Origin of the sequence: Pedobacter sp. BMA (genome assembly GCF_001027745.1) — a bacterium.
GTDB lineage: Bacteria > Bacteroidota > Bacteroidia > Sphingobacteriales > Sphingobacteriaceae > Pedobacter.
On the sequence record NZ_LECU01000001.1, the window covers coordinates 497,784 to 516,025 of the forward strand.

At 39.3% G+C, this 18,242-nt stretch carries 23 protein-coding genes; 18 read left to right on the forward strand and 5 right to left on the reverse strand.

Annotated features, from left to right (window positions below; all coding sequences use genetic code 11):
* The first annotated feature begins 30 nt into the window (after positions 1–30).
* The 9 genes from hisD to AB669_RS01940 all read left to right on the forward strand — a co-directional run bounded on the left by hisD (position 31) and on the right by AB669_RS01940 (position 7,708).
* Positions 31–1,326, forward strand: coding sequence for a histidinol dehydrogenase (gene hisD / locus AB669_RS01900; RefSeq protein WP_047797560.1), 1,296 nt, complete (start codon positions 31–33; stop codon positions 1,324–1,326).
* Between the two features lie 61 nt (positions 1,327–1,387).
* Complete coding sequence (gene hisC, locus AB669_RS01905; protein WP_047797561.1) at positions 1,388–2,428, forward strand: histidinol-phosphate transaminase; 1,041 nt, start codon at positions 1,388–1,390, stop codon at positions 2,426–2,428.
* A 3-nt stretch (positions 2,429–2,431) separates the two neighbouring features.
* Positions 2,432–3,565, forward strand: coding sequence for a bifunctional histidinol-phosphatase/imidazoleglycerol-phosphate dehydratase HisB (gene hisB / locus AB669_RS01910; RefSeq protein WP_047797562.1), 1,134 nt, complete (start codon positions 2,432–2,434; stop codon positions 3,563–3,565).
* An 87-nt stretch (positions 3,566–3,652) separates the two neighbouring features.
* A complete protein-coding gene (gene hisH, locus AB669_RS01915; RefSeq protein WP_047797563.1) occupies positions 3,653–4,246 on the forward strand; it encodes an imidazole glycerol phosphate synthase subunit HisH in 594 nt (197 codons plus the stop codon).
* Between the two features lies 1 nt (position 4,247).
* Complete coding sequence (gene hisA / locus AB669_RS01920) at positions 4,248–4,997, forward strand: 1-(5-phosphoribosyl)-5-[(5-phosphoribosylamino)methylideneamino]imidazole-4-carboxamide isomerase (protein WP_047797564.1); 750 nt, start codon at positions 4,248–4,250, stop codon at positions 4,995–4,997.
* 6 nt (positions 4,998–5,003) lie between these two features.
* Positions 5,004–5,213 carry a hypothetical protein gene (locus AB669_RS01925; RefSeq protein WP_047797565.1) on the forward strand — a complete coding sequence of 70 codons (210 nt, stop codon included), beginning with the start codon at positions 5,004–5,006 and terminating at the stop codon, positions 5,211–5,213.
* Between the two features lie 77 nt (positions 5,214–5,290).
* A complete protein-coding gene (hisF, locus tag AB669_RS01930; RefSeq protein ID WP_047797566.1) occupies positions 5,291–6,046 on the forward strand; it encodes an imidazole glycerol phosphate synthase subunit HisF in 756 nt (251 codons plus the stop codon).
* A gap of 93 nt (positions 6,047–6,139) precedes the next feature.
* Positions 6,140–6,742, forward strand: a complete 603-nt coding sequence (gene hisIE, locus AB669_RS01935; protein WP_047797567.1) for a bifunctional phosphoribosyl-AMP cyclohydrolase/phosphoribosyl-ATP diphosphatase HisIE — start codon at positions 6,140–6,142, stop codon at positions 6,740–6,742.
* A 66-nt stretch (positions 6,743–6,808) separates the two neighbouring features.
* The gene (locus tag AB669_RS01940; protein ID WP_047797568.1) at positions 6,809–7,708 is read left to right on the forward strand and encodes a WD40 repeat domain-containing protein; all 900 of its coding nucleotides are present in this window, start codon (positions 6,809–6,811) and stop codon (positions 7,706–7,708) included.
* Between the two features lie 15 nt (positions 7,709–7,723).
* On the opposite strand, the gene AB669_RS01945 is transcribed toward AB669_RS01940, so the two are convergent.
* The gene (locus AB669_RS01945; protein WP_047797569.1) at positions 7,724–8,509 is read right to left on the reverse strand and encodes a C40 family peptidase; all 786 of its coding nucleotides are present in this window, start codon (positions 8,507–8,509) and stop codon (positions 7,724–7,726) included.
* A gap of 110 nt (positions 8,510–8,619) precedes the next feature.
* Between AB669_RS01945 and AB669_RS01950 the strand changes: the two genes are divergently transcribed.
* A complete protein-coding gene (locus AB669_RS01950; protein ID WP_047797570.1) occupies positions 8,620–9,069 on the forward strand; it encodes a universal stress protein in 450 nt (149 codons plus the stop codon).
* A 10-nt stretch (positions 9,070–9,079) separates the two neighbouring features.
* The gene (locus tag AB669_RS01955; RefSeq protein ID WP_047797571.1) at positions 9,080–10,333 is read left to right on the forward strand and encodes a serine hydrolase; all 1,254 of its coding nucleotides are present in this window, start codon (positions 9,080–9,082) and stop codon (positions 10,331–10,333) included.
* A 60-nt stretch (positions 10,334–10,393) separates the two neighbouring features.
* Here the strand turns inward: AB669_RS01955 and AB669_RS01960 are convergent, their stop codons facing one another.
* Positions 10,394–10,744, reverse strand: a complete 351-nt coding sequence (locus AB669_RS01960; protein ID WP_047797572.1) for a 4Fe-4S dicluster domain-containing protein — start codon at positions 10,742–10,744, stop codon at positions 10,394–10,396.
* A gap of 78 nt (positions 10,745–10,822) precedes the next feature.
* Here AB669_RS01960 and AB669_RS01965 point away from each other — a divergent pair, with 78 nt between their 5' ends.
* The 7 genes from AB669_RS01965 to AB669_RS01995 all read left to right on the forward strand — a co-directional run bounded on the left by AB669_RS01965 (position 10,823) and on the right by AB669_RS01995 (position 16,522).
* Positions 10,823–11,854, forward strand: a complete 1,032-nt coding sequence (locus AB669_RS01965) for an acyl-CoA reductase (protein WP_047797573.1) — start codon at positions 10,823–10,825, stop codon at positions 11,852–11,854.
* Between the two features lie 47 nt (positions 11,855–11,901).
* The gene (locus AB669_RS01970) at positions 11,902–12,579 is read left to right on the forward strand and encodes a hypothetical protein (protein ID WP_047797574.1); all 678 of its coding nucleotides are present in this window, start codon (positions 11,902–11,904) and stop codon (positions 12,577–12,579) included.
* A gap of 78 nt (positions 12,580–12,657) precedes the next feature.
* Positions 12,658–12,861 (forward strand): fructose-6-phosphate aldolase, encoded by a 204-nt coding sequence (locus tag AB669_RS01975; RefSeq protein WP_047797575.1) that lies wholly within the window; start codon positions 12,658–12,660, stop codon positions 12,859–12,861.
* A gap of 1 nt (position 12,862) precedes the next feature.
* The gene (locus AB669_RS01980) at positions 12,863–13,546 is read left to right on the forward strand and encodes a cell division ATP-binding protein FtsE (RefSeq protein WP_047797576.1); all 684 of its coding nucleotides are present in this window, start codon (positions 12,863–12,865) and stop codon (positions 13,544–13,546) included.
* 167 nt (positions 13,547–13,713) lie between these two features.
* A complete protein-coding gene (locus tag AB669_RS01985) occupies positions 13,714–14,253 on the forward strand; it encodes a nucleotide exchange factor GrpE (protein WP_047797724.1) in 540 nt (179 codons plus the stop codon).
* A gap of 89 nt (positions 14,254–14,342) precedes the next feature.
* Positions 14,343–15,509: a molecular chaperone DnaJ gene (gene dnaJ, locus AB669_RS01990; protein WP_047797577.1), complete on the forward strand. Its 1,167-nt coding sequence runs from the start codon at positions 14,343–14,345 to the stop codon at positions 15,507–15,509.
* Positions 15,510–15,607: 98 nt separating this feature from the next.
* On the forward strand, positions 15,608–16,522 hold the full coding sequence (locus AB669_RS01995) for an exopolyphosphatase (protein WP_047797578.1): 915 nt from the start codon (positions 15,608–15,610) through the stop codon (positions 16,520–16,522).
* Positions 16,523–16,532: 10 nt separating this feature from the next.
* Here AB669_RS01995 and AB669_RS02000 read toward each other — a convergent pair whose 3' ends face one another.
* The 3 genes from AB669_RS02000 to AB669_RS02010 form a co-directional block, all read right to left on the reverse strand.
* The gene (locus AB669_RS02000) at positions 16,533–17,096 is read right to left on the reverse strand and encodes a nucleoside triphosphate pyrophosphatase (RefSeq protein ID WP_047797579.1); all 564 of its coding nucleotides are present in this window, start codon (positions 17,094–17,096) and stop codon (positions 16,533–16,535) included.
* A gap of 74 nt (positions 17,097–17,170) precedes the next feature.
* On the reverse strand, positions 17,171–17,572 hold the full coding sequence (locus AB669_RS02005; RefSeq protein WP_047797580.1) for a Spy/CpxP family protein refolding chaperone: 402 nt from the start codon (positions 17,570–17,572) through the stop codon (positions 17,171–17,173).
* A gap of 128 nt (positions 17,573–17,700) precedes the next feature.
* Positions 17,701–18,228 (reverse strand): HAD family hydrolase, encoded by a 528-nt coding sequence (locus tag AB669_RS02010; protein ID WP_047797581.1) that lies wholly within the window; start codon positions 18,226–18,228, stop codon positions 17,701–17,703.
* Positions 18,229–18,242: the final 14 nt, after the last annotated feature.

Genomic DNA, 18,242 nt, shown 5'->3' on the forward strand with positions numbered 1-18,242 from the left:
AACTATTAGTTAATCGTAAATCTTAACACATTGAAAATCTACAATTATACAGATTTATCTCAATCAAAAATCAAAGAACTTTGTTCGCGACAAATTGAAGACGATAAATTGGTGGAGGAGCGGGTTGAAGACATCATCAAAACCGTAAAAATAGATGGTGACAAAGCGCTGTTTAACTTTGCAAAAGCTTTTGATAAAGTTGAATTATATAAGCTTTTTTTGGATGCTGAAGAATTGAAAACGATTGCTTCTACTATTCCCGACTATGCAAAAAAAGCAATAGAAACGGCCTATCAAAACATTAAAGCCTTTCACGAATCTCAGCTTAAAACGGAAGATAAAGTAGAGACCATGCCTGGCGTTATCTGCTGGCGTGAATCCAGGGCTATAGAGAAAGTGGGACTATATATCCCTGGCGGGACAGCAGTTTTACCGAGTACGTTTTTAATGCTTGCCACACCAGCATTAATTGCGGGCAGCAAAGAAATCATTGTTTGCTCGCCGCCGCAAAGTGATGGTAAAACCAATTGCTATCTTGCTTACTGTGCGGTATTGCTGGGCATTGATAAAATATACCTAATCGGCGGTGCCCAGGCGATAGCTGCAATGGCATTCGGAACACAAACTGTACCCCAGGTATACAAGATATTTGGCCCTGGCAACCGTTATGTAACAACCGCCAAAACCATGGTGCAAAACAAGGTAGCTATTGATATGCCTGCTGGTCCATCAGAGGTTTTAATAATTGCTGATGAAACTGCCAATCCGTCATACGTAGCTGCAGATCTACTTGCACAGGCAGAGCACGGATCTGATAGTCAGGCTATTTTAGTCGCCACCTCAAACGAGATTATAGCTGAAACATTACAAGAAATTGAGCTACAGATAAAACGACTCCCCAGGGCAGAGATCGCAGCAAAAGCCATAAGCAACTCTTACGCAGTGCTAGTCAGCGATTTAGAGACGGCTATGAGCTATTCAAACGAATATGCACCTGAACATTTGATCTTGGCTACAGAAAGCAATGAATCACTGATCCCAAAAATAGTTAATGCAGGCTCGGTATTCCTGGGTAACCTTACCCCTGAAAGTGCAGGAGATTACGCTTCTGGAACGAACCACACCTTACCTACAAGCGGCTTTGCGAAGGCTTATTCGGGCGTATCAACAGATGCTTTTTTAAAAAAAATAACCTTTCAGCATTTGACACAGGAAGGCTTGAATAATATTGGAAGTACGGTTGAAATACTTGCCGCATCCGAAGGCTTGCAGGCCCACAAAAATGCAGTTACGATTAGATTAAACACTGTGAAAGGCCTAAAATAGAGAAGGCAAGGCATCATGCCAATCCTTTTTACCTTTTACCTTTTACCTTTTACCTCAAAAAATGGATATCAACGATTTAGTTAGAGAAAATATAAAAAACCTTAAACCATACTCTACCGCCAGAGATGAGTTTAAAGGTCAGGCATCGGTGTTTTTAGATGCCAATGAGAACAGTTATGGCTCTCCCCTACCCGCAAATTACAACCGCTATCCTGATCCGCTACAGCTAGACCTGAAAGATGCGATCAGTAAAATTAAAGGTGTGCCCATCGAAAATACCTTTCTGGGTAACGGAAGCGACGAAGCAATTGACCTGCTTTTCCGTGCCTTTTGTAACCCCGGAAAAGACAATGTAATTGTACTTCCTCCTACCTATGGAATGTATGAGGTTTCTGCTAATATTAATGATGTAGAAATCCGTAAAGTAAGCCTGCTTCCCAACTTCCAGTTAGACATGGAAAAGATAGCTGAAACCATCGATAAAAACACCAAATTAATCTTCATCTGTTCTCCAAATAATCCGACTGGAAATTCGATAAACCGTGAGGATATTGAAACAATTTTAAACAACTTTAATGGGATCGTTGTAGTGGATGAAGCGTACATTAATTACGCCCGGCAAAAGACATTTATACAAGAGCTAACTGAGTACGCAAACCTCGTTATTTTGCAAACTTTTTCGAAGGCCTGGGGACTCGCCGCTTTGCGGTTGGGAATGGCCTTTTCATCAAGAAATGTGATCGATGTTTTGAATAAAATTAAGCCGCCATATAACATTAATCAGGCCACTCAGGATTTAGCTTTTGAAGCCCTGAAAAACATTGCGCAGGTTAACGAATGGATTAAAGAATCTGTTGCCGAAAGAGAGCGGCTTTCTGTCGATTTAAACAGCCTGAATATCGTCACAAAGGTTTATCCTTCGGATGCAAATTTTATATTGGCCGAGGTAACGGATGCGATTAAAATTTACGACACTTTGGTAGAAGAAGGAATCATTGTACGCGACCGTTCGAAGGTAACTTTATGTGAAGGTTGTTTAAGAATCACTGTAGGAACTAAAGAAGAAAACGATAAACTATTAACCATTCTGAAAAACTTTTAAGAGATGAAGAAAGTACTTTTTATTGACCGCGACGGAACCTTAAATATCGAACCGGATGACGAACAGGTTGACAGTTTTGCGAAGTTAAAATTTTATCCGCGGTCTCTGTATTACCTTTCGAAAATTGCCAGCGAAATGAATTATGAACTGGTGATGGTAACGAACCAGGATGGACTCGGAACACCGTCAAATCCCGAAGAAAACTTCTGGCCAATTCATAATTTTATGCTTGATACTTTTGCCGGTGAAGGGGTAAATTTCAGTGAGATTATTATCGACAGAACTTTCGCGAAAGACAATGCACCTACCCGCAAACCGGGTACCGCTTTGTTGACAAAATATTTAGCCGGCGATTATGATCTAAAGAATTCATATGTCATCGGCGACCGGCTGAACGATGTGGTTCTGGCGAAAAACTTAGGAGCGAAAGCCATCTTTCTTCGCCAGAACGATGCACTCGGATCTGCTGAAGCTTTGGATAAACATGAAACCTTGCTGGACATCATTATTCTTGAAACACAAAAGTGGAAGGACATCTATAATCTGCTTAAAGCAGGTAGTAGAAAAATTAACCATGTGCGTAAAACCAATGAAACTGATATTACCATCAATCTTGATTTAGATGGTACCGGAAAAGCAAAAATCGAAACAGGCCTTAATTTTTTTGACCATATGCTCGATCAGATTGCCAGACACGGCAGTGTGGATTTAGAGGTAATTGCAAAAGGCGATTTACATATTGACGAACACCACACCATTGAAGATACCGGAATTGCGCTTGGAGAAGCTTTTGCGAAAGGCTTAGGTAACAAACTGGGCATAGAACGTTATGGCTTCTGCTTACCTATGGATGACTGCCTGGCACAGGTGGCAATTGATTTTGGCGGCCGCAACTGGATTGTGTGGGATGCTGAATTTAAACGCGAAAAAGTCGGAGACATGCCTACTGAAATGTTTTACCACTTTTTTAAATCTTTTAGCGATGCAGCAAAGTGTAATTTGAACGTTAAAGCCGAAGGTGATAACGAGCATCATAAAATTGAAGCTATCTTTAAAGCATTTGCAAAAGCAATTAAAATGGCCATTAAGCGTGATGCAGAGAAAATGGTTTTACCGAGCACGAAGGGGATGTTGTAAATTTAAAGCCGTTAATGAAAACTCGTTTCGATACTCAGCACTTGATACTCGATACTAAACACCTGACACTAAATACTCGATAAACATATGATTGGAATAGTAAATTATGGCGCGGGCAACATCTTTTCCTTAACCGCTGCTTTAGAACGCCTGGGCCTGGAATATGGTATGGTGAATACCGAAGGCGACCTCGAAAAATACTCGCATATTATTATTCCTGGTGTAGGCCATGCCGGCGCAGCCATGAAAAAGCTTAATCAAACAGGTTTAGTCCAGGCAATAAAGGCATTAACCAAGCCCGTTCTGGGTATTTGTGTAGGGATGCAGCTGATTACGGAGCATTCGGAGGAAGGCGATGCGGCCCTTTTGGACATTGTTCCGGTGAAGACTAAAAAATTCGGTAAGTCTTTGAATATCAAAATCCCCCATATGGGGTGGAACCAAGTTACTCCTGAAAACAATCTTTTATTTGAAGGCATTGGAGATAATGCACAATTTTACTTCGTTCATTCGTACTTTATTGAATATAACCCTATTTTTGACATCGCATCTGCGGATTACGGATTGAAATTCTCCGCTGCTGTGCAAAAAGACAACTTTTATGGGGTTCAGTTTCACCCGGAGAAATCGGGGAAAGCTGGCGAACAGATACTAAAAAATTTTTCAAACTTAAGCTTATAAAATGTACATAATTCCTGCTATTGATATTTTGGACGGTAAGGTTGTTCGCTTGCGCGAAGGCGACTATAACCAGAAAACTGAATATGATGTTTCTATTGCCGATATGATTGCAAAATACCAGTCAAACGGTACAGATTTTATCCACATCATTGATTTGAATGGTGCAAAAGGCGATTTCAGTAACCAGAAATCATTATTTGAAATCATAAAAAAAACTGAAATGAAAGTGCAGTACGGCGGCGGAATCCGTACCATTGAGCAGGTTACCAATTTGCTTGATGCCGGGATACACCGCGTTATTGTAGGTACACAGGCCATTACCAATCCTGATTTCTTACAGCAATTGAGCGAAGCTTTTGCCAAGAAAGATAACTATGCCAACCGCATCGTAATTGCCATTGATGTTTTGGATGAAGTGATTAAGTATTCGGGCTGGATGGAAAGTTCGCCAATCAAATTGATGGATTATGTTGATAAATGCCTTGCATTAGGTTTCTTTAGGTTCTTATGTACCGATATCAGCAAAGATGGAAAATTGGGCGGGGCAGCGGTTGAGTTGTATAAAAAACTGTTGGAGCACTCGCCGATGATTAAGTTAATTGCATCAGGCGGTGTAAGCTCAATGGAAGATATTTATGAGCTGGCTAAATTCCCGATCAGAAGCGTGGTGGTTGGAAAGGCCATTTACGAAGACCGAATCACGATTGAACAAGTAAAAGATTGGAATTTGAAGATGTTGAGTTCGATTTAAAATTGAATGAAAGCAAAAAATTTTATCATTACCGGAATTGTCCTTTTATTGCTTGGAATTTCCATGTTACTTTTTATTGCTGCTACTTTTAGTTACATGGGTGACCATTGGAGGGCAATAAGTGTAATAGGTGAATACTGTATTTTGCTTTTTATACCTGTATTATTAATTGGTAGTGCATCAATAATTTTTGGATTAGTAAAAAGATACAATTAATACTCGTCATTGCGAGGCAAGAAGCAATCTCACAAAAGGGATTGATTCGTGCCTCGCAATGACGATAAAACAAAAAAATGTTATCAAAAAGAATAATTCCCTGCCTTGACGTCAAAGACGGCCGTACCGTAAAAGGGGTAAACTTTGTTGATTTACGTGACGCAGGCGATCCGGTAGAGTTAGCGGCTCAATATGCACAGCAAGGTGCCGATGAACTGGTTTTCTTGGATATTACAGCCACTCATGAACGTCGGAAAACAATGATAGAAATGGTGAAGGCTGTAGCACGCCAGCTGAATATTCCTTTCACCATTGGTGGTGGCATAACAGAAATTGCGGATGCGGAAGCCCTATTAAACGCAGGAGCCGACAAAATCAGCATCAACTCTGCTGCAGTAAGAAACCCTAAACTAATTGAGGAACTGGCCAAAGCATTCGGGGTACAGTTCGTAGTGCTGGCTGTAGACACCAAACATGTGGATGGAAAAAATATGGTTCACCTGAATGGCGGAAGGCTCATCACTGAACTGGAAACCGAAAACTGGATTAAGCAGGCAGAAGATTTAGGTGCAGGAGAGATCTTGCTTACCTCAATGGATCATGACGGTACAAAAGCAGGTTTTGATTGTGGTTTATTGCATAAGGTAAACCAAATGATCAACATCCCAATCATTGCTTCGGGCGGTGCGGGAAGTATGGAGCATTTTACAGAGGTTTTTCAAAAAGCCAACGTTGATGCCGCATTAGCCGCATCAGTATTTCATTACGGGGAAATTCTGATTCCTGATTTAAAACAGGAATTAAAAAGAAATCATATTCCGGTAAGGATATAAAACAATAATAAATACGTCATCTCGAGGCACGAAGCAATATTTTAGAACAATTAAAATTGCTTAGCATCTCGCAATGGCGGCAACACCATAAAAATGAATATCGATACATCATCTCTTGACTGGGATAAAACAGCTGGATTACTTCCGGTAATCATTCAGGATTACAAAACGTTAGAAGTATTAATGCTGGGCTATATGAATGCCGAAGCTTTAGAGAAAACACAGGCGGAAGGCAAAGTGACTTTCTTTTCACGGTCTAAGAAACGTCTCTGGACTAAAGGAGAAACCAGTAATAACTTCCTTTATGTTAAGGAACTTTTTGTGGATTGCGATAACGACACCATCTTAATCAAGGCTGATGCAGTTGGTCCAACCTGCCATACCGGTAGCCGCAGCTGTTTTAAAACAGATTTCAACCAAAACTTTATTTTCGAACTCGAAAACATCATTACGGATAGGTATGAAAATCCCGTTGAAGGATCTTACATCAATAAGATGCGAAGCAAGGGCTTGAATAAAATCGCTCAAAAGGTTGGCGAGGAGGGTGTGGAGACAGTAATTGCTGCACTAGCAGAAACTGAAGAAGAGTTTATTGGTGAGGCATCTGACCTGGTTTTCCACCTGTTGTTCTTGTTAAAAGAAAAAGGATTATCAATTCAGGATATCGCGAAAAATTTAGAAAAAAGACATAAATAAAGTTGAAGGCAGGTAGGTTTAAGGTTAATTCCTCTACCTTCTAATCTTCAACCTTCCAACCTATATATGCTTAAACACCTTAAAACACTTTCCGGCCATCAAAACCCTGTTTATGCATTGGCTAATTCTGATCATTCTACAACTTTTTTCAGTGCCGGAAACGATAAAGGAGTGGTTGAATGGTCGCTTGAAAGCATGGCTTTTGTAAAGGTTAAAATGCCCGTTCAAAGTTCGGTTTATTACCTGCACTACTATAACAACCGGCTTTTTATTGGTGAGCGAAGTGGCGCTTTTAGCGTGTATGACTTGATTGAAGAAAAAGTGGTAGCAAGAATAAATGCACACACAAAACCTATTTTTAATATTCAAACGATCAAAAGTAAAAACGAACTTTTAACCACAGGCGAAGATGGTACAGTTGCAGTTTGGTCATTAAACGATTTTACTGAGATTTATCGATTTCAGGCAGCGTATGATACCGTGAGAGTAATCGCAGTATCGCCTGATGAAACTGAAATTGCTTTTGGATGTAAAGATCATCTGATTAAAATCTACAACCTCGAAGACTATAGTTTAAAGCAAAACCTGGACGGGCATACCTTACCAGTTACAGCCCTGGCCTATCATCCGGCAGGAAAATATTTGATTTCAGGTTCACGCGATGCACAATTAAAAATCTGGAACCTGCCCACGTATGAGCTGCTACAGACTATCCCAGCACATATGTTCACCGTATATAACATCGCTTTTCATCCAACCCTACCCTATTTCGCAACCAGCAGCCAGGATAAAAGTATTAAAATCTGGGATGCAGAAAATTTTAGATTATACAAAATCCTGAGCCTGGAAAAAACAGGAACCGGACATACGCATTCTATCAATAAAATGATATGGAGCAATGATGGAAGGTATTTAATATCTACGGGAGACGACAGGCAGATAATGATTTGGGAGATGGAGGGTTAATACCCACTTCTTTCATCAATCCACAAACCGCTTAATAATCCTCAGCTTATGCGTGTATTTCCCTAGCTCTTTATTAAAAATTCCCTGATCATCAATTGGGTCTATCTTTACTTTGGCTGATGAATGGATAATTTCATTGGGGCTTAACATAATTCCAACATGGGTTATTTTACCATCTTCATTATCGAAAAAGGCCACATCCCCGGGTTTAACTTCTGCCAGAAACCCAACTAATTCGCCTTGTTCAGCCTGCTGTGAGGCATCACGTTTCAGCTTCACGTTTAACAATTTAAAAACGGTTTGAACAAAACCAGAGCAATCCATCCCAAACAAGTGCCTGCCACCCCATAAATAAGGAATATTGAGGAAAAATTTAGCGGCAGATGCAACATCAGCTTTGAAATCGGCTACTGTCATATTGTAGGGTTCGAAATTCAGCTTAAATTTTTCTGATCCTGCATAGCAGTAGCCATCAGCCAAATATGGCAGATTACTTCCAGGGCTTAAATGATACAAGCTACCATCGGAGGCAGTTAACACATTATTAAAGCTTAATGGAGCTAATAGTTTTTGAGCTTCAATTTCAGTAAACTGCTGATAAGTAATAGCAGCAAGTTGCCTGAAATCCAGCCAGCCTTCATAATTATCATAGCCGTTTTTTATCAGCCACCATCTTTCTTCTTTCTCTATAATTTCTACCTGATCACCGAATAACAATTGCGAAACAATCTCCGCTTTGTCTGATGGTTCAGCCCTTAGAGGAGCTACTGCAATTCTGCAAATACCGTATTGATTTTCCATTTAATGATGCTCGTGAAAGATTTAGTAAATCTAACAATTTACATCCATTGCCTAACATTTTGCCATGAAATTTGTTATTTTTATGATGTACACATTTAAAGCTGCCCGTTATGAATTTTAAGAAAATATTAATTGCTGTTGATAATAGTACCTGCTCGGAAAAAGCGGCTAAAGCGGGTTATGATATGGCCGGAAAGTTTGGCGCGGAAGTAGCGCTGGTCAATATTATTGAGCCCGTACCCGCGAATGTAAATCCTGATTTAACACTGGCTCCTGTATTTTTAGAGACTTACGACAACAGTGAGGAAAATAGTCATATTCTGCTAAGAGAAATTGAAACCAAATTTGGCAATGGAATAACAACTACCTATCTAAGTGTAGTAGATACAGCGGCTCACGGTATCATTCAACAATCTGACGAGTGGGGATCAGATTTAATCGTCATCGGAACTTATGGAAGAACCGGACTCTATCATTTTCTGATGGGCAGTGTTGCAGAACACGTGGCGCGAAAATCCGCTTGTCCGGTTTTGATTATCCCAAATAAATGTGATGTTTAGCCATTAAGTGATGAGAAAGCACTTCTACGTACAGCTCCTATCTCTCGTATTGTTCTTTAATATTTCCTATGCTCAGGTTAAAGAATCAAAAAATTCCTTATCCGAGAAAGGGCTCGGCAAAATAGATATCTTGTTCAAACAATATCTGGATAGTGGGTGGATTAAGGGCATTACAGCAAATATTTCTTACGAGGGAAAAACGGTATATAATAAGGCTTTTGGTAATCAGATTAACAGGCCTTTTAAAACTAATGATATTTTAAGAATTGCCTCGCAAACGAAAGCAGTTACCTGTGTTGCAGTGATGATGTTATTCGATCAGGGCAAGTTTACACTCGATGACCCCATCTCAAAATTCATTCCGTCTTTCAAACATCCGAAGGTTTTAGATAAGTTCAATAAAAAAGATTCGACCTATACCACTAAGCCTGCAAACAGGGAAATTACCATTCGGGATTTACTTACCCACACGTCAGGACTGGGTTATGCTCAGATTGGGTCGCCAGAGATGAATGCAATTTATGCAAAAGCAGGGATTGAAGCCGGATTTGTAATCAAAAAGAAAACACTGGAAACCGACATCAATAAACTGGGAACACTTCCACTTGCTCTACAACCCGGACAGAAATGGCAATATAGTTTAAGTATGGATGTTTTAGGCCGGTTGGTAGAAGTTGTATCGGGCTTAAATCTGGACCAATTTTTTAAAGAGAAGATATTTACGCCGCTTGGAATGAATGATACTTATTTTGCCCTACCAGAAGAAAAGCAATTCAGACTGGCAACAGTATATACCGAAGATCCTAATACCAAAAGTGTTAAACCCTGGAAAGATGGCACTTTCCCAGGTGCCACTATTAATTACCCGACAAATGGCAACGGGTATTTCGCAGGCGGAGCGGGCCTGGTCTCAACTTCAAAAGATTATGGTAATTTCCTCCAGATGCTTGCAAATAGCGGCGAATTGAATGGTAACAGAATACTTTCTAAACAGAGTGTAGCGCTAATGACTACCAACCAGCTCGGAAACATTTCTTTTGGCGATAATTATTTTGGCCTGGGTTTTGAAATCATTTCCGAAAAGGGAAGCAGGGAGCTTGGTCAGAGCGTGGGTTCATACGGGTGGGGAGGCTTTTTTGGCTCAACTTATTGGGTTGATCCACAGAAGAAAATCGTAGCCCAGATCTATATTCAGCAATGGCCATTTTCCCATGGACAACTTTCTGATCAGTTTAAATCCCTGATATATCAGGCAATAAAATAAGTAAGAAAACAAAAAAGTCCCGGCAATACCGGGACTTTCATTTCTATATCTTTCAGGTCACTATCCTTCCTGGTGTAACCACGCTTTCTTAGCCAATAATTCTTCTTCTGTTTCACGAATATCCTCATCGTCAACACAACAATCTACCGGACATACAGCCGCACATTGAGGCTCATCATGGAAACCCTTACATTCAGTACATTTATCAGAAACAATATAGTATACTTCATCAGAAACTGCTTCCTGAGTGGCATCAGCTTCAATTTGTTGATTACCAAAATCTATAACGCCTTCCAAATTTGTTCCGTCGGAGAAACGCCATGCAGTACCGGCATCGTAAATTGCATTATTCGGGCATTCTGGTTCGCAGGCCCCACAATTTATACACTCATCTGTTATTTTAATTGCCATGTTTTCTTCTAATTCTTTTGCTTAGTTTACCTTTGCGATGCAAATATAAGATATTAACAATTAATAATAATTCTAAATATGTCAGCATTAACTCAGGATAAAGTAATTATTGCATTTAAAGCGCTTGGACAAAAGCTCATAAACCCTACTGACATACTAGGAGATGCGTTTTACAGTGCTCAAAACGGCAATTCCTGGTTCACGCCAGAAAATGTAGAAAAATCACTTTTATCATTTGCTGAGATGTTAAATCCTGCTGATATCGATATCTGGTTCAGTAAAATGACATTCACTGTATTGCCTAAAAAAGTTGGTTTGATACTGGCGGGTAATATTCCAATGGTTGGTTTCCATGATGTATTGTGCGTTTTGGCAACTGGCAATATTGCCTTAATTAAACTATCTTCATCAGATGATAAGTTGATCAAAATAGTAATTGCTGAACTGATCAATATCGAACCATTGCTATCAGATCGAATTCAATATGTGGAAAGGTTAAAAGATTTTGATGCAGTAATTGCAACAGGAAGCAATAACTCGTCACGATACTTTGATTTCTATTTTAGTAAAGTGCCCAATATCATCAGAAAAAATAGAAATAGTGTAGCTGTACTGGACGGATCAGAAACACAAGAAGAAATTGGACTGCTTGGAAATGATATCTTCGATTACTTTGGTCTCGGATGTAGAAACGTATCGAAGGTTTACTTACCGAAAAATTATGATATTGCCAGCTTATATGAGGGAATTGAAATTTTCCTTCCGGTTATTAACCACTTCAAATACCAGAATAACTACGATTACAACAAGTCCATTTATTTGGTTAATGGAGCTAAACATTTTGACAATGGCTTTCTATTGCTGAAAGAAGATGATAGTATGGCTTCCCCCCTGGCCGTGTTATACTATGAAGAATATGAAACTATTGATGAAGTAAATGGTAAACTTAAATCCCTGGAAGATCACATTCAATGTGTGGTTTCGAAATTAGATCTTGATATAGCCACCTTCCCTTTTGGAGAAAGTCAGCACCCCAAACTGTGGGACTATGCAGATAATGTGAATACTATTCATTTCTTAGGTAGCATTTGCAACAAAGAGGTCCATTAAACAGACGACAACGATTTTAACCTATGACCATTAATATCTAAATTATTATGAAAAAATTACTAATCTTTTTTTTCGCATTAGCACTTTCATGCTCAGGATTTGCACAATCAACCAGTAACATAGCTTTAACAAATAGTGATTTATTTGTTTCCGATTATCCAACTGGAATTTATAAGACAAAGGAGGACTTTCAGAAAAAACTACCAAGTGATACAACGCAGGTTATCCCCAAAAACTTGCCAGGTAAGAAAAAAGACTCACTCATCCTAAATCAGAATACATTTTTCTACACACTTGCTACAGATAAAAAAGTAAAAAATGTATTTGCCATCAGCTATCGCGGTTACATATTTTTTAACGTTCAATCAATCTTGTTAAACAGGAACAAAACAGATCGGTCTCAAACCAATAGTAATCCAAATGCATTTGTAGGTGTAATGTATTCAGGAAACAATTATCTGTATACTGAAGCCAACCTTGCTAATGCCTGGGCGCAGGGCTTTGCCTATGGAATGGGCGGCGGAGTAGGTGGTGCAGTTGCCCAAACAATGGTTAATAGCAAGGGAATTCTTTGGGATTTCAAAAATAATGAATTCAATATTTTTAAAAACTGTAAAGATTACAACGATTTTATTAAAGACAAATATCCGGCTGGCGTACAGGAATGTAAAAACAATTATCCGGATATGCTAAAAGTCAGAAACGATATTAGAAATATTTTATAAACCATTCAATTTATTTCTCAATCCAAATTAGATCAATTTTTAAGGGTTTTATAAATTGAAATGCTATTTTTGAACACAATGTATATCGTTAAAGTAAAAGGCATAGCCAAAATACCTGATTATGTTCAGTTAAGGGATGAAAAGTTCACATTGCTGGCATATTTCAGGGTTGATCGCCCAGACAAATCACTCGAAAAGCTAGGGCTGGCAGATAAGCAGGATTACATAATGGAAATGGTTAAGGATTTACCTTTCGGGGAAATCAAAAAATTAGAAATATAAAATGGCAGGAAACGCAGTAATTCATTTAAGCAATGTTGATGTATTTCAACAGAAACACTTAGTACTCTCAAACGTTAATTTACATATCGAGAAAGATGAATTTATATTTCTAATCGGTCAAACAGGCTCAGGTAAAAGTAGTTTGCTTAAAATATTGTATGGCGATTTACACATCGGTAACGGAGAAGGTAATATTGCCGGATTTGATCTTAAAAACTTAAAAGAAAATCAGGTTCCCTTTTTACGTCGTAAACTGGGTGTAGTATTTCAGGATTTCCAATTGCTTACCGACCGTACCATAGAGAAAAATCTGGAATTTGTTTTGAAAGCCACAGGATGGAAAGACGAGAAACTGATCAGTGAACGCATTAAAGATGTTTTAGATAAAGTTGGATTGCGTTCTAAAATCAAGAAAATGCCACATGAAATTTCAGGTGGCGAACAACAAAGAATTGTAATTGCAAGGGCGCTGTTAAATGATCCCGAAATTATTCTTGCGGATGAACCAACCGGGAATTTAGATCCGGAAACATCTGAGGAAATTGTAACCCTGTTAAAACAAATTAGTCAGAATGGTACAGCAGTTCTGATGGCAACGCACGATTATCACATCATCCGTACCTTTCCATCGAGAATCATCAAATGTGAAAACGGTGCCGTTTTAGAAGGCGGCCAAATCGTATAAAACGCTGACATCCGTCAGTCTATCAGCCAATCTGTACAGATAAATCCAAATAAATCTGACAGCTTGGCTGATTTTGCTTTATGGCAAAATAGTTGATCATCCCACAAAAAATTCAGCCTCCTGTTATGTTTAATAAGAAGAAAAATAACGATCAAGAAGAAAATATAATGAACACTGAAAATGCATCAGAAAATCCTGCTGAAAACGTAGAAAACACTGATACAACTGCTAACGAAACAGAACAAGCTCCTGAATTATCAGCAGAAGAAAAATTACAGGCAGAAGTTCAACAACTAAACGATAAATATTTACGCCTTTATGCGGAATTTGATAATTACAAACGCCGCACCCAGAAAGAACGCGTAGAATTATTGCAAACTGCAGGTAAAGACGTAATCGTTTCTTTACTTCCGGTATTGGATGATTTTGACCGTGCTTTAAAAGCCATGGAAACTGCAGCAGATGTTGCGCCGGTTAAAGAAGGTATTTTATTGGTGAGCAATAAGTTAAAAAATACGCTATCGCAAAAAGGCCTCAAAGATGTTGAAAGTATCAATCAGCCTTTCAACACCGATTTCCATGAAGCGATTACCAATATTCCAGCACCTACAGAGGAGCTTAAAGGAAAGGTACTTGATGAAGTAGAAAAAGGTTATACCTTAAATGATAATGTGATTCGCTTTGCTAAAGTTGTAGTTGGAGCATAAATTAATTTTGAATGAGAGAATTTTGGATGATAGAATATTAACCCCATTCATTCACTCAATCATTCAGTCATTCAATCATTAAAATAAAGATGAGTAAAAGAGATTACTACGACGTATTAGGCGTTAGCAAAAGTTCTTCTGCAGAAGAAATCAAGAAAGCGTACCGCAAAATGGCAATAAAATATCACCCTGATAAAAATCCTGGTGATAAGGCAGCAGAAGATCAATTCAAAGAAGCCGCAGAAGCTTATGAAATTTTAAGCAATCCGGAGAAGAAACAGCGTTACGACCAGTTTGGACACGCAGGCGTGGGAAGCAGTGCTTCCGGTGGTTATGGTGGCGGTAACATGAACATGGACGACATCTTCAGTAACTTCGGGGATATCTTTGGTGGCCATAATCCGTTTGAAAGCTTCTTCGGCGGTGGAGGGGGCGGCGGCCAGCAACGTGGTGGCCGACGGGTAGCTAAAGGATCTAATCTTCGTATAAAAGTAAAATTAACTTTAGAAGAAATAGCCCATGGTGCGGAGAAAAAGATCAAGGTTAACAAATTAATTGTTTGTAAAACCTGCGATGGATCTGGTGCAAAAGATAAATCATCAGTAAGCACTTGCGGTACCTGCGGCGGTAGCGGTCAGGTACGAAGAGTTACCAATACCATATTAGGCCAGATGCAAACGGCATCTACCTGCCCTACATGTAACGGTAGTGGTCAGCAAATTACGGCTAAATGTAATGTATGCCATGGTGATGGCGTTGTTCGCGGAGAAGAAACCATTACCATAAATATTCCTGCTGGTGTAAGTGAAGGAATGCAGTTGAGCATGAGTGGAAAAGGAAATGCCGCACCTAACGGCGGTATTCCGGGAGACTTGATTATACTGATTGAAGAAACTCCTCATGAAACCCTGAAACGCGAAGGAAATAATATTGTTTACGATTTACATTTAAGCTTTGTTGATGCGGCGCTGGGAATGAGTATCGAAGTTCCGACAATTGATGGTAAAGCAAAAATCAAGATCGAGCCAGGTACGCAAAGTGGCAAATTATTACGCTTGAAGGGTAAAGGATTGCCAGAGGTTAATTCTTATCACCGTGGTGATGAAATTATCCATATTAACATCTGGACGCCTAAGGCGTTAAGCAGTGAAGAGCGTACCGTTTTAGAAAAACTACGCGAATCGCCAAATTTCAAGCCACAGCCTGGAAAAAATGATAAAAGCTTCTTCGAAAGAATGAAAGAATATTTTGAGTAAGTAATTAATATATTATTAAAACCGGTGTCAAAAGCACCGGTTTTTTTATTTGTATCTATTTCTGGTTACATTAGTAGTCACTCTAATTGTAAACGATTATGCGCATTGCTGCTATTGACTTAGGTACGAATACATTCCATTTAATCATTGTCGAAATTAAGGATTCGGCATTTCAGGTACTTTACAAAACCAACCAGGCTGTAAAACTTGGCGAAGGAAGAATCAACGAAAACATAATCATCCCTCCTGCTTTCGAGAGAGCAATCATTTGCCTCAAGGCCTATAACGAAACGATTAAATCCTATAATGTCGATATTGTAAAAGCCACAGCAACTTCTGCAGTTCGAAGCGCAAACAACGGACAAGAATTTATCGCTGCAGCGAAAGCTAATGCCAATATCAGTATTGAAGCTATAACCGGGGATGAAGAAGCAACGTTGATTTATGGAGGCGTAAAGCTGAGTGGCGCCATTAACGGAAAATGCCTCATTATGGACATCGGAGGCGGTAGCGTAGAATTTATTTTGTGCGACGAACGGCAAATATTTTGGAAGAAAAGTTATAACATAGGTGCCGCTCGCCTGATGCAACAATTTTTTAAATCCGATCCGATCGCAGACAGCGATAAAACTCATATTGTCACTCATATCCAACATGAATTGCAAGATTTGTTTAGCGCCTGTGCAGCGTTTAATCCCGAAACACTTATCGGTTCAGCTGGTGCATTTGAAACCTTTGCTGAATTAATAGAAGCAAAATACAATCGGGTGATAGATATCGCAAACATTAAAAACTATACTTTCAAACACGAAGATTATATTGGGATCAGTACAGACATCATCAAATCAACGCATCAGCAACGTTCAGAAATGAAAGGAATGATCCCCCTGCGCGTAGATATGATTATGATGGCTACATTAATTACCAATTGCATATTAGACCGTCTGCAGATCGCTGATTTAAAGCTTTCTACCTACGATTTAAAAATGGGAATCATTGCTTCTTACGTCTGATATCAATCCCTTAACATATAGCTGAAAGAACGGTGTATAACTTTTCTGTTGGCAGGCCCATCACATTGGTGTACGACCCTTCTATTTTTTCAACTACTGTATTCCCCCACCAATCTTGTACGCCATAGCTTCCAGCCTTGTCGAAGGGTTCATAATTGTCTATATAGAAATCAATTTCCTCATCGCTTACCGTTCTGCAGTATACAACAGTGCGATCATAAAAAGAGCTTAAATGTCCGGACTGAATTACCGTTACTCCGGTAAAGACCTCATGTTTCTGCCCTGAAAGCTTTCTAAGCATTTCCTGAGCATGTGCTTTGTCGCGTGGTTTGCCTAAAATCTCTCCGCCAATCGCTACAATAGTGTCGGCGGTAATCACAATCTCATCCGCAGCATCGAAAGCGCGGGCCTTCTGCTCAGAAATATAAACGGCTATTTCTGCCGGACTTAGGTTTTCAGGGTAGCTTTCGTCTACATCCTTAAGCACAACTTTAAAATTTAATCCCATTAAGGTTAAAAGTTCCTGCCTGCGTGGCGACTTCGAAGCTAATATAATAGACAAGTGTTTCAGCATAGTATATAATATGGTCCTAAAATAAGAAAAGCGGCCGATAAGCCGCTCCTAATATTAGTTCTAATCTAAAAAGATTAGTTATTTCCACCACCCTGACGCTCTTTCATGCGTTTTTCCATTTCAGCACGTTGCTCATCCTGCCACGTTTTGTAGGTTTTTTTCTGATCTTCAGTTAAAAGAGCAGTGATTTTCAATTCGCTTTCAGCACGCAATTTCTGGCCTTTCTCTCTCATTGCATCACGATCACCATCTTTAGCTTCTTCACGCATTTTCTTCATCGTTTCCGCCTGCTCGACGTAAATCGCTGTAAGTTTAGTTTTTTGGTCGTCACTTAATTTAAGTTTCTCATCCAATTGCTTAACCCTGTCCTCAGGTTTCATCATCATACCGCCTCTTAACGGACCGCCACCTTGCTGCGCATTTGCAAATGTTACCACAGAAAATAACAGTGCACAAATCATCATTAATTTTTTCATGTTGTTTTTGTTTTGAAATTTAGACTAGTTGGAGTCATAATAAGATTGAAAGTTTAACAGCAAAAACGCAACTTAACTGTTACACTCAAACACTAAACACGAAGAAATAATAATGATCGAAAGGGAATTTAAACGCCGGAATCGGCTGCATTGGGATCTTCGTCATGCCATCTTCCCTGAACTTTCATTACCTTCTCGATAATATCACGTACAGCGGTTTTTCCACCAGGGTAAGGTGAAATGAATGCCGAAACGGCCTTGATTTCTTCAACAGCATCAGAAGGGCAAGTAGCCAATCCTACGAGCCTCATTACTTTTAAATCCGGGATATCATCGCCCATATACAACACCTCTGCAGCACTAATATTTTTATCAGCTAAATACTGATTAAAAACGGCAACCTTATCTCCGGTACCTAAAAACACATCTGAAATCCCAAGATTAGAAAAGCGCCTTCCCATAGCAATCCCGTCGCCTCCTGAAATAATACAGAGCTTATATCCCTTTTTTACCGCTAGCTGCATAGCGTAACCATCTTTGATGTTGAAAGTGCGAAGCGATTGGCCGTTATCAGTTACCTGTACAGATCCATCGGTCAATACACCATCAACATCAAAAATAAATGTTGTAATATCTTTGAGCTTTTGTAGAAACATGAGCAGTTATAAAC

Excerpts from the sequence above, each read along its gene's own strand:
- hisC (WP_047797561.1), top strand. The coding sequence starts at position 1,388 with ATGGATATCAACGATTTAGTTAGAGAAAATATAAAAAACCTTAAACCA.
- hisB (WP_047797562.1), top strand. The coding sequence starts at position 2,432 with ATGAAGAAAGTACTTTTTATTGACCGCGACGGAACCTTAAATATCGAA.
- hisH (WP_047797563.1), top strand. The coding sequence starts at position 3,653 with ATGATTGGAATAGTAAATTATGGCGCGGGCAACATCTTTTCCTTAACC.
- hisA (WP_047797564.1), top strand. The coding sequence starts at position 4,248 with ATGTACATAATTCCTGCTATTGATATTTTGGACGGTAAGGTTGTTCGC.
- AB669_RS01925 (WP_047797565.1), top strand. The coding sequence starts at position 5,004 with ATGAAAGCAAAAAATTTTATCATTACCGGAATTGTCCTTTTATTGCTT.
- hisF (WP_047797566.1), top strand. The coding sequence starts at position 5,291 with ATGTTATCAAAAAGAATAATTCCCTGCCTTGACGTCAAAGACGGCCGT.
- hisIE (WP_047797567.1), top strand. The coding sequence starts at position 6,140 with ATGAATATCGATACATCATCTCTTGACTGGGATAAAACAGCTGGATTA.
- AB669_RS01940 (WP_047797568.1), top strand. The coding sequence starts at position 6,809 with ATGCTTAAACACCTTAAAACACTTTCCGGCCATCAAAACCCTGTTTAT.
- AB669_RS01945 (WP_047797569.1), bottom strand. The coding sequence starts at position 8,509 with ATGGAAAATCAATACGGTATTTGCAGAATTGCAGTAGCTCCTCTAAGG.
- AB669_RS01950 (WP_047797570.1), top strand. The coding sequence starts at position 8,620 with ATGAATTTTAAGAAAATATTAATTGCTGTTGATAATAGTACCTGCTCG.
- AB669_RS01955 (WP_047797571.1), top strand. The coding sequence starts at position 9,080 with ATGAGAAAGCACTTCTACGTACAGCTCCTATCTCTCGTATTGTTCTTT.
- AB669_RS01960 (WP_047797572.1), bottom strand. The coding sequence starts at position 10,744 with ATGGCAATTAAAATAACAGATGAGTGTATAAATTGTGGGGCCTGCGAA.
- AB669_RS01965 (WP_047797573.1), top strand. The coding sequence starts at position 10,823 with ATGTCAGCATTAACTCAGGATAAAGTAATTATTGCATTTAAAGCGCTT.
- AB669_RS01970 (WP_047797574.1), top strand. The coding sequence starts at position 11,902 with ATGAAAAAATTACTAATCTTTTTTTTCGCATTAGCACTTTCATGCTCA.
- AB669_RS01975 (WP_047797575.1), top strand. The coding sequence starts at position 12,658 with ATGTATATCGTTAAAGTAAAAGGCATAGCCAAAATACCTGATTATGTT.
- AB669_RS01980 (WP_047797576.1), top strand. The coding sequence starts at position 12,863 with ATGGCAGGAAACGCAGTAATTCATTTAAGCAATGTTGATGTATTTCAA.
- AB669_RS01985 (WP_047797724.1), top strand. The coding sequence starts at position 13,714 with ATGAACACTGAAAATGCATCAGAAAATCCTGCTGAAAACGTAGAAAAC.
- dnaJ (WP_047797577.1), top strand. The coding sequence starts at position 14,343 with ATGAGTAAAAGAGATTACTACGACGTATTAGGCGTTAGCAAAAGTTCT.
- AB669_RS01995 (WP_047797578.1), top strand. The coding sequence starts at position 15,608 with ATGCGCATTGCTGCTATTGACTTAGGTACGAATACATTCCATTTAATC.
- AB669_RS02000 (WP_047797579.1), bottom strand. The coding sequence starts at position 17,096 with ATGCTGAAACACTTGTCTATTATATTAGCTTCGAAGTCGCCACGCAGG.
- AB669_RS02005 (WP_047797580.1), bottom strand. The coding sequence starts at position 17,572 with ATGAAAAAATTAATGATGATTTGTGCACTGTTATTTTCTGTGGTAACA.
- AB669_RS02010 (WP_047797581.1), bottom strand. The coding sequence starts at position 18,228 with ATGTTTCTACAAAAGCTCAAAGATATTACAACATTTATTTTTGATGTT.